The organism is Niallia sp. Man26 (assembly GCF_022049065.2).
In the GTDB taxonomy this organism is placed as follows: domain Bacteria; phylum Bacillota; class Bacilli; order Bacillales; family Cytobacillaceae; genus Niallia.
Genome location: NZ_CP095743.1, coordinates 3,646,213 through 3,659,687, shown reverse-complemented (window position 1 = coordinate 3,659,687; position 13,475 = coordinate 3,646,213). Strand labels below are relative to the sequence as shown.

At 38.8% G+C, this 13,475-nt stretch carries 13 protein-coding genes; 8 read left to right on the top strand and 5 right to left on the bottom strand.

What is annotated here, in order from left to right; all coding sequences use genetic code 11:
* Positions 1–28: 28 nt before the first annotated feature.
* Positions 29–1,186 carry an ABC transporter permease gene (locus L8T27_RS18345; protein WP_233315946.1) on the bottom strand — a complete coding sequence of 386 codons (1,158 nt, stop codon included), beginning with the start codon at positions 1,184–1,186 and terminating at the stop codon, positions 29–31.
* Positions 1,176–1,928 (bottom strand): ABC transporter ATP-binding protein, encoded by a 753-nt coding sequence (locus tag L8T27_RS18340; protein WP_233315945.1) that lies wholly within the window; start codon positions 1,926–1,928, stop codon positions 1,176–1,178. The genes L8T27_RS18345 and L8T27_RS18340 overlap by 11 nt, the downstream gene beginning before the upstream one ends.
* A 228-nt stretch (positions 1,929–2,156) precedes the next feature.
* Here L8T27_RS18340 and L8T27_RS18335 point away from each other — a divergent pair, with 228 nt between their 5' ends.
* The 3 genes from L8T27_RS18335 (at position 2,157) to L8T27_RS18325 (ending at position 4,107) form a co-directional block, all read left to right on the top strand.
* Positions 2,157–2,855, top strand: a complete 699-nt coding sequence (locus L8T27_RS18335) for a LytR/AlgR family response regulator transcription factor (RefSeq protein WP_233315944.1) — start codon at positions 2,157–2,159, stop codon at positions 2,853–2,855.
* A 12-nt stretch (positions 2,856–2,867) separates the two neighbouring features.
* Positions 2,868–3,848 carry a sensor histidine kinase gene (locus L8T27_RS18330; protein WP_237942067.1) on the top strand — a complete coding sequence of 327 codons (981 nt, stop codon included), beginning with the start codon at positions 2,868–2,870 and terminating at the stop codon, positions 3,846–3,848.
* A gap of 73 nt (positions 3,849–3,921) precedes the next feature.
* Positions 3,922–4,107, top strand: coding sequence for a XapX domain-containing protein (locus L8T27_RS18325; RefSeq protein WP_233315942.1), 186 nt, complete (start codon positions 3,922–3,924; stop codon positions 4,105–4,107).
* A gap of 39 nt (positions 4,108–4,146) precedes the next feature.
* Here L8T27_RS18325 and uvsE read toward each other — a convergent pair whose 3' ends face one another.
* Together uvsE and cls are read right to left on the bottom strand one after the other, a co-directional pair.
* Entirely contained in the window at positions 4,147–5,103 is a 957-nt protein-coding gene (uvsE, locus tag L8T27_RS18320) for a UV DNA damage repair endonuclease UvsE (protein WP_233315941.1), read from the bottom strand.
* 31 nt (positions 5,104–5,134) lie between these two features.
* On the bottom strand, positions 5,135–6,334 hold the full coding sequence (gene cls / locus L8T27_RS18315; RefSeq protein ID WP_237942066.1) for a cardiolipin synthase: 1,200 nt from the start codon (positions 6,332–6,334) through the stop codon (positions 5,135–5,137).
* Positions 6,335–6,657: 323 nt separating this feature from the next.
* On the opposite strand from cls, the gene rpoE reads away from it, so the two are divergent.
* Both rpoE and L8T27_RS18305 read left to right on the top strand, forming a co-directional pair.
* Positions 6,658–7,245 carry a DNA-directed RNA polymerase subunit delta gene (gene rpoE / locus L8T27_RS18310; protein WP_237942065.1) on the top strand — a complete coding sequence of 196 codons (588 nt, stop codon included), beginning with the start codon at positions 6,658–6,660 and terminating at the stop codon, positions 7,243–7,245.
* Positions 7,246–7,548: 303 nt separating this feature from the next.
* On the top strand, positions 7,549–9,153 hold the full coding sequence (locus L8T27_RS18305; RefSeq protein ID WP_233315938.1) for a CTP synthase: 1,605 nt from the start codon (positions 7,549–7,551) through the stop codon (positions 9,151–9,153).
* 41 nt (positions 9,154–9,194) lie between these two features.
* Here L8T27_RS18305 and L8T27_RS18300 read toward each other — a convergent pair whose 3' ends face one another.
* Positions 9,195–9,728 carry a DUF2529 domain-containing protein gene (locus L8T27_RS18300; RefSeq protein ID WP_233315937.1) on the bottom strand — a complete coding sequence of 178 codons (534 nt, stop codon included), beginning with the start codon at positions 9,726–9,728 and terminating at the stop codon, positions 9,195–9,197.
* Between the two features lie 291 nt (positions 9,729–10,019).
* Between L8T27_RS18300 and L8T27_RS18295 the strand changes: the two genes are divergently transcribed.
* The 3 genes from L8T27_RS18295 to L8T27_RS18285 all read left to right on the top strand — a co-directional run bounded on the left by L8T27_RS18295 (position 10,020) and on the right by L8T27_RS18285 (position 13,459).
* Entirely contained in the window at positions 10,020–10,382 is a 363-nt protein-coding gene (locus L8T27_RS18295) for a response regulator (protein ID WP_127738990.1), read from the top strand.
* 329 nt (positions 10,383–10,711) lie between these two features.
* Positions 10,712–11,569: a class II fructose-bisphosphate aldolase gene (locus L8T27_RS18290; RefSeq protein WP_233315936.1), complete on the top strand. Its 858-nt coding sequence runs from the start codon at positions 10,712–10,714 to the stop codon at positions 11,567–11,569.
* Positions 11,570–12,172: 603 nt separating this feature from the next.
* Entirely contained in the window at positions 12,173–13,459 is a 1,287-nt protein-coding gene (locus L8T27_RS18285) for a UDP-N-acetylglucosamine 1-carboxyvinyltransferase (protein WP_233315935.1), read from the top strand.
* The last annotated feature ends 16 nt before the right edge of the window (positions 13,460–13,475 follow it).

Sequence of the window (13,475 nt, the reverse complement as noted above, 5' to 3'; positions counted from 1 at the left end):
GGATGGAATTGCTTCCATCCTTTTTTCTTTAATTCATCACCCATTTATCCTTCAAAAACATTATTCTTCCGATAAAGAAAACAACTACTAATACAATAAGATTGCTGGCAATTGTGATAAAGAAATGCTCATAGTTAGTAATGCCGAAAATCAGCTCTTTTAACAGGGCATAAATATTCATAACCGGTATGGCGAAATGCTTGAACTCTAATTCATTGATGCCGATATTTGACATTAACATTAATGGCAAAATGGTAACCATCATAATTGGCGCACTATAGCTTTGTGATTCCTTAATAGATTTGCCGACGATGCTAGTCAGCATAAGCAGGGAAGCGACAAACATCGAATAAACAATGGTGAGCACGAGTGACAAAGTAACAACTAATAGAAAGTTGTCTTTGAATTCAATTGCATTTTTTAAGTTTTCTGTCAGGAAGGCTATTTCCAAAACAACCACAAGCAATGTAACGATTCCCGTGATTGTACCGATTGTAGAGATTGTCAGCCATTTAGCAAATACAAGTGTCGAACGACTAACAGGGGTCATCAGCAATGCCTCCATTGTTTTCTTCTCCTTTTCTCCTGAGAAGAGGTCGGCAGCAGCCGGTCCGGCACCAACACCGATTGCAACAGCTAGAATAAGCGGAATGAGCATGGCAACAAGATTAATAGTCGGATCCTCGCTGTTTAATTCCTCCTGATTAATAGAAAATGGCTTTATGGTATCAGTTTCTATGCCAAGATCACCCAATCTTTGGGAGACTATCATGCTCTCATATTGGGATAACGCAGCTTGTGTAAGGGACATGAGTGTAGAAGAGCTTTGACTGAAAGAATCTCCGATTATTGTTATTTCTGCGTTTTGTCCTTCTGATACAAGGTTAGCGAGATTATCATCTGCTACTAAGGCCGCTTGTGCATCTCCGTTTTGCAATGTTTCTTTAGGGTCTTGTGATTCTACTAGTTCAATGCTGCTGTTAGCAAGCAAGCTCGTTTTTACTTCATCTGACAGAGAAGAGGCAACCGCTAGTATATAGGATTCTCCTTCGTCTTCAGATACCAACTTTTCATAAAAAAGGGTAAGCATAGTCATAATGATAATTGGTAATAATACGGTCAATAATAAGGTTCGTTTATCCCTGAAAGAGTCTTTTAATTCTTTTAAATATATATTAAGAAACATGGGTATTTCCTCCTCTGACAAGTCTGCTCATAAAGATATAGTTCAAATCACTGCTTCCTTCGGCAGTATATAAGTCTTCTAGACTTCCATGATGAACAAGCTCTCCTTTGTGCATCATTGCAACACTATCGCACAGCAGAGAGACCTCCTCCATAATATGGCTTGAGAAGATAATTGTTTTTCCATCCTGCTTCAGCTGATGGACAAGCTGGCGAAATACATTGGATGAAGTAATATCAAGGCCTGTCGTCGGTTCATCAAAGAGAATAATCTCCGGATTATGAATAAGTGTCCTCGCAATGGCCACCTTTTGACGCATCCCTTTAGAGAAGTTGCCGACTTTTCGGTCCAGATAATCTCTCATTCCGAACATCCTTGCCAATTCATCAATTCTTACCTTTGTTTCATGTTTGCTGAGACCATAAAGCCTGGCAAAGTATTCTAAGTTTTCCCTTGCGGTTAAGCGATCGTACAAACCCGTTTCACCACCAAATAAAACACCAATCTTTTGCTTTATTTCATTTGGGTTTGCCTTCGTATCAAATCCAGAGACAGTGATAGAGCCTTCTGTTGGCTGAAGCAATGTGGCGATCGACCTAAGTAAGGTTGTTTTTCCTGCGCCGTTTTCCCCCAGCAAGCCGACAGTTTCTCCTTTTTTTATTTGAAAGGAAACATGCTTTAAAGCTGTTACATATATCTTTTTATCCTTAAATGTTTTCGTTACTTTATTTACTGTTATCATCTAGTCACTTCCTTCTCGTTTTCTATGTCTTTATCATACAGATAAAGGAAATGAGCGTCTGTATAGATGTCGTGAAAAGTCCGTTTCCTGTCGTGAAAATGCCAGAAGAAGTAAGGGAAGGATATTTACTCTTACCTCCTAATATTTCCAAGGTGGCAAACATGGTGAGTTAAAAACATGGTAAAATAAAACAATGTGGAAAATACTCAACAAGGGGATACAATGAGGATGAAAATTGGATTGGTAGACGATAGAGCAATTGATTTGGATAAGTTAGCGGGCATTGTCTCTTCTATTCCAGAAGCAGAGATCGTGTTTGCCACTACTTCTGCAGAGGAAGCATATGAACAAATCAAAAAAGAATCCATTACACTTCTGATTGCAGATATAGAGATGCCTAATCTGTCAGGGTATGAGCTTGCAGATATTATCCACTCTCATGCTCTTAATATCGCTGTTATTTTTGTAACAGCAAGCAGCGGTTATGCTGTTCACGCTTTTGAGTTGAATGTCCATGATTATATTATGAAGCCCTATTCAAAAGATAGACTTGTCCAATCTGTTAAAAGGCTGATGGAGAAAACCAGTTCAGCTGAAATAGCTGGGAGATTATATATTAAACAAAAGAATGACATACATATTATCCTGAAGAAAGAAATTATTTTCATTGAAAGATCCGGCAGGTCGACGACCATTCATACGAAGTCAGAAGCAATCAAAACATACCAGACACTTAATGAATTAGAGGGTGAATTGAGAGAGAGGGACTTTGTCAGATCACATCGTTCCTTTATTATTAACATTCACTGCATAAAAAGCTTCTCTTTGTATGCCAAGAACTCCTATACTGTTACATTTGAAGGAACGGAGGCAAAAGCCATGATTACAAAGGAAAAGGTAGAATTCATTCAAAACAATTATTTTTAAGGAGTAAAAATAGTGAAGGCAGACCACTTATCTTGGAGTTTAATCAGCTTATTTTCCGCCATTCATCTTGGAGCATTCCTTTACGCTTTTGGATGGCATAGTGCCATTTATATATTGGTGCTCATGCTTTTAGCAGGAGGCTTCCTTCTAGTGAGGCTAGGAAATAGGCAAGGCGCATCATTCGACTGGAGACTTGAGGTCTTATTTTGGCTCGTTCAGGCTATGATTGCAGCTGCTGCAGTTATGCAGGAATCAGAATATATTCGGCTTCTGTTTTTCCTGCTGTTCTTGCTTGTTGAAGTTATCAGGGCTATTCAAGTTAGAAAACTGTCTAAATTCAGCAAAGAAATTAACAGGCTAGATGAAGAAATATTTCGCATGAATGAGACATTCAGGACTGTCAGAAGCGAGCGCCATGATTTTCTAAAACATATAGCAGCCATTCATTTTATGCTTGAAAAAGAAGAATTTAAAGAAGCAGGGGCTTACTTAGATGTGCTTGTTGACGGGTACAACGAAACAAATCTCTCCATTAAGGGGGAAAGCGGAGCAGTTGCGGCAACTTTGCACCAGTATTACCTAAAGGCTCAAAAGGAAGGAATGGAAATCATTTATGATATAGAAGTTCCTATCTCCTCTATGCCGGTTCCGGATAAAGAGCTTGTAGGACTTGTCGGCAATTTGCTTGAAAACTGCGTTGAAGCATGTTTGAATTGGCAGAAGGTTAATCAGCAGCATGCCTTTATTACACTTCAATTAGTAAAAAGAAGCGGATTATATATATTAACAGTCAAAAATAAGTCATTGCCAATCCCTGCAAAAATTTTAGACAGGCTTTATCATCAGTATGGTCTGTCGACAAAAGCAGGGAATGAAAGAGGCTATGGGACAAAAATAATTGCTGATATTGTCAAAAAACATCAAGGTGTTTTGGATTTTGTTTATAAGGAAGAAGAATTTACAGTAAAAATCAAGCTGCCGTCCATTCGCTGATTTAATTATGTTATGAGGTTTAAATGCGCCTTCTTTTCAAATAATAAGAGCAATAAGGAAAAGGAAGGTGTCTATGAAATTACTTCTATTAGCATTAATAACTGGATTTTTGACAGGATTTATCTTTGCCTTGCTCAAGCTGCCGATACCAGCACCAGGCGCATTGCCAGGGATTATTGGGATTGTTGGCATTTATGCAGGATTTAAAGTGTATGTAAGTTTGGAACCGTGGATTTCTAACCTTTTTTCAAAAAACTAAGCAGAAGAGGCGGCAGAAAACGACTGCCGCCTTTAATTTTTAATTCCATTCTAGTGTTGCTCCGCCAATTCTTTTAACTCCTCTTATCTTACTGAGATCCTCTACGAGCTGCAGACAGGCCTGATCTTTAAGCTTTGCTTCAATCATAAAATCAACATCCATCTGGAGCGGGCGCAAAAGCTGTAAGAGCGGTTTAACAAACTCTGCATCTACAAAATCTGCATGAGAACGGAAAGCCTTCTCTGTTTTTGGAGAAGACAGATGGATTTTCGGTGTAATCCCTCGATGCTTCCATGTTTCAAAAACTGGTAACAGCAATTCTTCCAGCGGTTTTTCACATAAGTTCGCCATATGGTGATGATAGTCAAAAACGAGTGGGATTGTTTCGTTTTGACATACTGTCAAAGTTTCCTCTGTGTTATATGTCTTGTCATCATTTTCTAATGTCATTATTTTTTTTATGTGTAACGGCAATGACTGTATATTTTCATAAAAGCGGGCCAGTGTTTTTTCTTTATCACCATATGATCCGCCAATATGAATGTTAATAACACTTCTGTCCTCTACTCCCATTGCTTCAAGCATTTTATAATGATATTCCATATCAATTACAGCGTTTTTAGTCACTTCCGGTCTTGGGGAAGTAAACAGGGTGTACTGGTTCGGATGGAAGCTGACCCTGAGTCCATGATCTTTCACAAGCTGCCCCACTTGGGCAAACTCCTTTTCAAAGGGAGTTACAAAATCCCACATCACCTCAGGATGGGTTGCTAACGGAACGATAGAGCTCGACATACGGTATAACATGATTTCATGTCCGATATTATAGTGAAGTGCTCTCATTGTATTCGTAAGGTTTGTCCTCGTAATTTCAAGCAGCTTCCTTTGCCGTTCTTCGTCAGGTAGTTCACTGTAGCGTGCATAAGTCATTGTTTTGGAGGGAGAGGCGTCCCAAAGATTAGTCGCAGTAGATACATAGCCGAATCTGAATTTCATCTTTTTCTCCTTTCCCTTATTTACCAGTGAATCACAGCAAGGGTGCAAATAATCGGGCAAGATACTCCAATAACACAGTTTTAAATTTAGGTTTCAGCAAGAATTTAAGTGTGTACTCTTCCGAAAAAGAAAGGTCCTGCCTTACAATGTTGTTCATCCTTGCTATGAAGCTGGAATCAAAAACACAGCAAATTATTTCATGGTTTAAAAAGATACTTCTCTTATCAAAGTTGGCAGTACCAATAAAGCAAATTTCGTCATCTGCTGTAATAATTTTACCATGAAAAAAACCATGTTTATAATGATAAGCCTTTGCTCCACGTTTCAATAAGGTGCGTAAATAACGGAAAGATGCCTCTTTTACTAAAGGATGATCTGGTTTTGTCGGTAAAAGTAACGTTATCGCCACATTACGGTCTTGTGCCAGGCTAAGCTCTTCCATAATCCTTTTGCTTGGAATAAAGTAAGGTGTTCCGATAAACAGTGTTTTTCTAGCATTTCGAATAAGACCGCATAAGACGTCCTCTAAATACACACCTTGTGTCGGAATGAACTGATGGCGGGAGTGTCCCTTCGGCTGTTCAGGAAAATATACAGGGTTTTGTAGGAGATTTGTTTTTGTCGCAGCAGACCAATCGAGCAAAAATTCCCGCTGCAGGTCATCGACACCTTCTCCTGTCATTTTAAAGTGATAGTCTCTCCATGGACTCAATTTTAAGTTGCCGTGAATATAATCTTTTCCGACATTGAAGCCGCCTACATAGCCGATTTTACCATCGATAATGGTGATTTTTCGGTGATTTCTGACTTGCAGGGTATAGAATAACGGCATTTTTAGTGTATTGCAGTAGGAGAACTGCACACCAGCTTCTTTTAATTTATTCCGGATTTTTTTGCGTACTTGAAAGCTGCCGAGCCAATCGAGCAGCAGTCTTACTTCAACGCCCTCTTGCGCTTTTCGCTCGAGAATGGATAAGAACTGGTTGCTGATTGTGTCAGCCTTAACAGTGTAAAATAGTATATGTATATGATTTTCTGCCTCTTCAAGCTCGTGAAAAAGGTCTGGGAAAAGATCCTTCCCATCATTGAAAATATGAAAATCACTGTGCCTGAACGGATAATTTCTTCTCGTTACCTTCCGTTTAGTCAGTGCCTTGCCTACGATTAAATCTATATAAAGCAAGATGATTAGCAGCAGCAAAATGCAGATGATAGTCCAAAAAATTTGCATGGAAGTTCCCCCTTGGCTATGTATTGTGCCCCAATTTGCTATATTCTATAAGAGGGAAGAAAGACGTGATAAACTTCTCTTAAATTTTTAGTGAATGAAAAAGAAAAGTAAAAGCTAAATAAACCTTAGCTAGAACTAGCATATTCACTAGAAAATTGTTTATAATGGAGAATATGTATTTTTCTCTTTACTATGAAATGGAAACTGTATACAATGAAACTCCATGAGGTAATTAAGCTGGTTTACAGCTTTCAATAAAGAAATGGTATAACACCATACAATCCAATTCGGATAAAGAGCAGATAGCGAAAGGAAGTGCCAAAATGAGTGTTGATAACTATACAAAAGAACAACTAAATGAAATGTCTTTAATTGAAATCGCATACGAACTATTAAATGGCGCAAAAACGCCGTATTCTTTCCATGAAATTGTGAAGGAAGTAAGCAGACTGTTGAACTTGTCTGAAGATCAAGTCAATGATAGAATTGCCCAATTCTATACAGATATAAATATTGATGGACGCTTTTTATCATTAGGCGACAATCGTTGGGGACTGCGCACATGGTATCCAGTTGATAAGTCAGAGGAAGATGTCGTTACTGTGACGAAGCCGAAGAAGAAGAAAGCGAAAAAAGCCGCCGAAGACGATTTCGATGACTATGATGACAGCGTTGAAGAAGATTATGATGAATTCGATGATGATGATCTTCTTGATGATGATGAAGACGAAGATGTTATCGAAGAAGAGGACGATTTGCTGGATGACGATCTTGCAGAGGAAGATGATGACGAAAGCTTTGAAGACGAAGATACATATGAAATCGACGAAGATGAGCTGGACGAGGATCTGGAAGATGAGGAAGAAGACGAGGATGAAGATGAGTTTGAGGACGAGGAAGAAGATAAATAAGACCCTTGACTTTTATATGCCTTGCTTGTAAAATCATTTTTGGGCTCCTTAAAAAAGGAACGAACTGATATTTGCTTAAATAGCGCTCCCTTACTTGAAGAAGTAAGTGGAGCTTTTTTGTTTTTATAAAATGATTTTCTAGGCCCAGAACCTGCTTAAAATGCTAAGCATAGGGTGCTGAAAGGCTTTTTTATAAAAGTAGCTTTACGGCAATTTGTTTCACTCCCCTCGAAAAAAATATTCGATTATTTTTCTTTAAATAAAGACAAATATGCACAAACTTTAACTAAGGGGGATTTTAAAATGACAAAATATATTTTTGTTACAGGTGGGGTAGTTTCATCACTTGGAAAAGGAATTACTGCAGCATCATTGGGAAGGCTGCTTAAAAATCGCGGAGTGAGCGTGACGATTCAAAAATTTGATCCATATATTAACGTGGACCCAGGAACAATGAGTCCTTACCAACATGGAGAGGTTTTTGTAACAGATGACGGCGCGGAAACGGATCTTGACTTAGGACACTATGAGCGTTTTATTGACATTAATTTGACGAAATTCAACAATGTTACAACGGGAAAAATCTATTCAACTGTCCTAAGAAAAGAACGCAGAGGCGACTACTTGGGAGGAACTGTTCAAGTTATCCCGCATATTACAAATGAAATTAAAGAAAGAGTTTACCGAGCAGGCCGTGAAACGAATGCAGATGTTGTTATTACGGAAATCGGGGGAACTGTTGGTGATATCGAATCACTTCCATTCCTGGAGGCAATTCGTCAAATCAAAAATGATATTGGCAGAGAAAACGTGATGTATATTCATTGTACATTGGTGCCGTACATCAAGGCTGCCGGCGAAATGAAAACAAAGCCAACACAGCACAGTGTTAAAGAGCTTCGCAGCTTAGGTATTCAGCCAAATGTGATTGTTGTAAGAACGGAAAAGCCAATTTCTCAAGATATGAAAGATAAGATTGCTCTTTTCTGTGATATTGACACGAATTCAGTAATTGAGTGCCGTGATGCAGATACATTATATACAATTCCATTAGCTCTTCAAGAACAACACTTGGATCAAATCGTTTGCGACCATCTTCACCTTAAGTGTGAAGAAGCAGATATGACAGAATGGATTGAGCTTGTTGATGTAGTCCGCAATCTGTCTAAAACAGTTAAAATCGCTCTTGTTGGTAAGTATGTTGAACTTCAGGATGCCTATATTTCTGTAGTTGAAGCATTAAAACATGCAGGTTATGCCTTTGATGCAGACATCGAAATTGATTGGATTAATGCAGAGCACGTAACTTCTGAAAATGTAAAAGAGCTGTTGCAGCATGCAGACGGAATCCTTGTTCCAGGAGGATTTGGTGATCGTGGAGTAGAAGGGAAAATTATCACAACACAATATGCTCGTGAAAATAAAGTACCTTTCTTTGGAATCTGCCTTGGTATGCAAGTAGCATCTATCGAGTTTGCGCGTAATGTATTAGGCTGGAATGGAGCAAACTCATCTGAGTTGGATGAAAATACGGCATATCCTGTTATCGACTTGTTGCCAGAGCAAAAGGATATCGAGGACCTTGGCGGAACGCTGCGCTTAGGCTTGTATCCATGTAAGTTGAAAGAAAATACAAAAGCATACGAAGCATATCAGGATGAGGTTATTTATGAAAGACACCGTCATCGTTATGAGTTCAATAACCAATACCGCCAAGAGATGGAAGAAGCAGGTTTCGTCTTCTCTGGAACAAGTCCAGATGGCCGTTTGGTAGAAATTATCGAGCTGAAGGATCACCCTTGGTTTGTAGCATCACAATTCCATCCGGAGTTTATCTCAAGACCAACTAGACCACAGCCTTTATTCCGTGAGTTTGTAGGTTCATCCCTGCGTTTCTCTGAAAAATAAGCAAAAAAAAGCTAACCTTTATAGGTTAGCTTTTTTTTTGCTTAGAGTTCATATTCTTTAATAAACTCATCCAGCGTAAATTTAATACCGTAATAAACAAAAATAGCCGCGATAGAAGCAGGGTAACCAAAGCGGTTTCCCTCATCATCAGGGAGCAGACCTTTTGTCAATTTAAGGTCTATATGTACATCTGCTTTTGTGTGAATACCGTGTGAGTCTGATGACATTATAGTGCTCACTGATACAAATGGGATGTACTCCTTTGTGAGTTTTTCAGCAAAGGGCAGCAGTTCCTCATCATCTGAAGTTCTAGAGAAGAATAGAAACCGGTCATTAGGACTGATATTTTCTAACGAGTGGGAGCTCGTCCATTCTTCTGCTCCTTGCAGCGGTTCGGCGCTGTATAATGCTTCTGCAACTACTGCTTTCATTTCGTTTGTTGCACAAATGAAGATTTTTCCTTCCCCGCTTAATGCTTGGGCAAGTATTCTTGCACTATCCTCAATTGCTTCTTCTTCTTTTTCATGCAGTCTTTTAAATAACCCACTTAACTGTGTGGAGAACATTTTTAACAATGTAAGAAACCTCCTGTGTTTATATTTCAAGGTTATGCAATGGAATTAGATTCAATAGTATTATAAGTAATGTACAAGAAAAGGCAAAATTTATGCTTGTCAGCAGGAATTTGTCAATAAAAAGTAGAAAGTTATTTAAAGAAAAAAACTTTGTTATATAATGGATGTAATTGGGTCTATTGTCTAAAATAGTCTTTTTGCTGTGTCGATTTATCAGCAGTATGTGTGAGTGGGAAATAACGGGGAATATCTTTTCAAAAAATAGAGAACACATAGAAGGGAAGGTCTACAATGAAAGGGAAAATATTAATCGTGGATGACCAGTTCGGCATCAGAATTTTATTGAATGAAGTATTCCAAAAAGAGGGCTATAAAACTTTTCAGGCAGCAAATGGTGTACAAGCGCTTGAGATAGTGACACAGGAGGTGCCTGATTTAGTGCTCCTCGACATGAAGATTCCTGGAATGGACGGCATCGAGATCTTAAAGCGAATGAAAAAATTGTACAAGGATATCCGTGTTATTATTATGACTGCTTACGGAGAGCTTGATATGATTCAGGAAGCAAAGGATCTTGGCGCTTTGACACATTTTGCAAAACCATTTGACATTGACGATTTGCGTGCGGCTGTTAAAGAGTATATTGTCAGCTGATAAACATATGTCTAATCTTGGCTAAAACTGCTGTATCCTGGCATTATAAGTTTAAAAATTACTATAAATACATAATAAAAAATATTAATAGAGCTGTTGCCAGCTCTATTAATATTGTGAATAAAAGCAATTTTTTTTATGACATTTAATAAAAAGTGGTTGGATTGATAGCAATTCTCTGCTTATTTTGGTATGATTACCTATGGAATTTAAAAGCAAAGTGATTCGTTTAGATTACTTTGGGTAATATATACATATTCAAATTCTCTTTGGGAAATTTAATAAAGGTTACCTAGTAATTGAACGATCATAAGAAGGAGGAAGAATATATGCCTTTAGTTTCAATGAAAGACATGTTAAACAAAGCAAAAGCAGAAGGCTATGCTGTTGGTCAATTTAACTTAAATAACCTTGAGTTCACTCAAGCTATTCTTCAAGCTGCAGAAGAAGAAAAATCTCCAGTTATCCTTGGGGTATCTGAAGGTGCTGCTCGTTACATGGGTGGTTTCACAACTGTAGTAAAAATGGTAGAAGGTTTACTTGTAGACTATAAAATCACTGTTCCAGTTGCTATCCACTTGGATCATGGTTCTAGCTTTGAAAAATGTAAAGAAGCTATCGACGCTGGATTCACTTCCGTTATGATCGATGCTTCTCACCACCCATTTGAAGAGAACGTTGAAACAACTAAAAAAGTTGTTGACTACGCTCATGCAAAAGGTGTTTCTGTAGAAGCTGAGCTTGGAACTGTTGGCGGACAAGAAGACGATGTTGTAGCAGAAGGCGTAATCTACGCTGATGCACAAGAGTGTGTGGAACTTGTTAAACGCACTGGCATCGATACTTTAGCTCCAGCACTAGGTTCTGTACACGGACCATACAAAGGTGAACCAAACCTTGGTTTCAAAGAAATGGAAGAAATCGGTAACCTAACTGGTCTTCCACTAGTATTGCATGGAGGAACTGGAATCCCAACAAAAGATATCCAAAAATCCGTGTCACTAGGAACAGCTAAAATCAACGTTAACACAGAAAACCAAATCGCTTCTGCTAAAGCAGTTCGCGAAACTCTAGCTGCTAAACCTGAAGAGTATGATCCACGTAAATACTTAGGACCAGCTCGTGACGCTATTAAAGCAACTGTTATCGGCAAAATCAAAGAATTCGGTTCTTCTAACAAAGCGTAATATAAATGGAACGATTGAAACCGTCCTTATCAGGGCGGTTTCCGTTCATTTATTGTATTTTAGCAAGTCAGTCGAATAAACAGACAAATTGTCGGTTATGATGTATAAAGAGTGATATATCCCCATTTTGAAGACTGGCTGTCTGCTGCTTAAAGGAATAAATCAAGCAGTCCCCATCTGGACTAGACTAAAGCACCTTTTTGTTCAACACATCCAGTATTCTAGTTATCAAGCTTCTATTGAAAAAACACCCAGACTTAAATTTTGACTTATATTAAATTTCTTCATTCGCAAATTAGACCTGGCAATATTAATTTTGACACATTACTACTAGAGATTTATTAGCCAAATTAGGAACAGGCCTATTTGTCCATGTTAACCTACTTAGGTCATGCACCTGTCCTATTATTAGTGCATGTGCTTGCACTTTTCCTATCTTCCTCAACTTTGGTATAATAATTGAATTAGTAGTAATTCTTAATTAATTACATCCAAGTGTTGATTCAATTTTTATATTCCTGTAAACAGGGAAGTTAATGGCGAAGTTAGTACGTGTCCTAGACAAGCAGTACATGCTTTGCTTGGCTTAGAAGGGAGTTAGAAATGGAAAAACTTATGATTGCAGGTGGATCTCCATTAAAAGGGACCGTTCGCATTAGCGGAGCAAAAAATAGCGCAGTTGCATTAATACCAGCCACTATTTTAGCAGAATCTCCAGTAACCATTGAAGGGTTGCCTGACATTTCTGATGTTCACATATTAAAAGGGATTATGGAGGAGTTAGGAGGAAGCGTTTCATTTTCTGATTCCGATATGACGATTGATCCGACATCAATGATATCTATGCCGATGCCAAATGGAAAGGTCAAGAAGCTTCGTGCCTCCTATTATTTGATGGGAGCGATGCTCGGCAGATTCAAAAAAGCTGTTATTGGCCTGCCGGGAGGCTGTCACTTAGGTCCAAGGCCAATTGATCAGCATATAAAGGGCTTTGAGGCTTTAGGAGCTCAAATAACGAATGAGCAGGGAGCCATTTATCTTCGTGCTGATGAGTTAAGGGGAGCAAGAATATACTTAGATGTTGTAAGCGTTGGCGCAACTATCAATATTATGCTTGCGGCTGTTAGAGCTAAAGGCAGAACCATCATTGAAAATGCTGCGAAGGAACCTGAAATCATCGATGTTGCTACATTGCTGACAAATATGGGAGCAAAAATCAAAGGTGCAGGAACGGATGTAATCCGAATTGATGGGGTGGATCATTTGCATGGCTGCCGCCATACCATTATTCCTGACAGAATTGAAGCTGGAACTTATATTATTATCGGTGCAGCAGTTGGCGATGGAATCCTTATTGATAATGTTATCCCGCAGCACTTGGAATCTTTGATTGCAAAGCTAAGGGAAATGGGAGTGCAAATCGAGTCAAGCGGCGACCAAGTCTTTGTCAGTTCCAATCCTGATTTAAAGCCTGTTGATATTAAAACATTAGTATATCCAGGATTTCCGACCGATTTGCAGCAGCCGTTTACCTCGCTGCTGACGAAAACAAACGGTACAAGCATGGTAACTGATACAATCTACAGTGCCCGCTTTAAACATATCGATGAGTTAAGAAGAATGAATGCTACCATTAAGGTGGAAGGAAGATCAGCAATCATTAATGGACCAGTTCATCTTCAAGGAGCTCGTGTGAAGGCTAGTGATTTAAGAGCTGGAGCCGCGTTGGTAATAGCAGGACTCATGGCGGACGGTATTACCGAAGTCACTGGTGTTGAGCATATTGACAGAGGCTACGGTCAGCTTGTAGAGAAGTTGAAAGGCTTAGGGGCGTCCATATGGCGTGAAGGCATGTCCCAGGAAGAGTACGAACAGATTAAGAATGTGTGATGATAACAAGGCGGGA

Excerpts from the sequence above, each read along its gene's own strand:
- L8T27_RS18340 (WP_233315945.1), bottom strand. The coding sequence starts at position 1,928 with ATGATAACAGTAAATAAAGTAACGAAAACATTTAAGGATAAAAAGATA.
- cls (WP_237942066.1), bottom strand. The coding sequence starts at position 6,334 with ATGCAAATTTTTTGGACTATCATCTGCATTTTGCTGCTGCTAATCATC.
- L8T27_RS18290 (WP_233315936.1), top strand. The coding sequence starts at position 10,712 with ATGCCTTTAGTTTCAATGAAAGACATGTTAAACAAAGCAAAAGCAGAA.
- rpoE (WP_237942065.1), top strand. The coding sequence starts at position 6,658 with ATGAGTGTTGATAACTATACAAAAGAACAACTAAATGAAATGTCTTTA.
- L8T27_RS18295 (WP_127738990.1), top strand. The coding sequence starts at position 10,020 with ATGAAAGGGAAAATATTAATCGTGGATGACCAGTTCGGCATCAGAATT.
- L8T27_RS18345 (WP_233315946.1), bottom strand. The coding sequence starts at position 1,186 with ATGTTTCTTAATATATATTTAAAAGAATTAAAAGACTCTTTCAGGGAT.
- L8T27_RS18285 (WP_233315935.1), top strand. The coding sequence starts at position 12,173 with ATGGAAAAACTTATGATTGCAGGTGGATCTCCATTAAAAGGGACCGTT.
- uvsE (WP_233315941.1), bottom strand. The coding sequence starts at position 5,103 with ATGAAATTCAGATTCGGCTATGTATCTACTGCGACTAATCTTTGGGAC.
- L8T27_RS18335 (WP_233315944.1), top strand. The coding sequence starts at position 2,157 with ATGAAAATTGGATTGGTAGACGATAGAGCAATTGATTTGGATAAGTTA.
- L8T27_RS18305 (WP_233315938.1), top strand. The coding sequence starts at position 7,549 with ATGACAAAATATATTTTTGTTACAGGTGGGGTAGTTTCATCACTTGGA.
- L8T27_RS18325 (WP_233315942.1), top strand. The coding sequence starts at position 3,922 with ATGAAATTACTTCTATTAGCATTAATAACTGGATTTTTGACAGGATTT.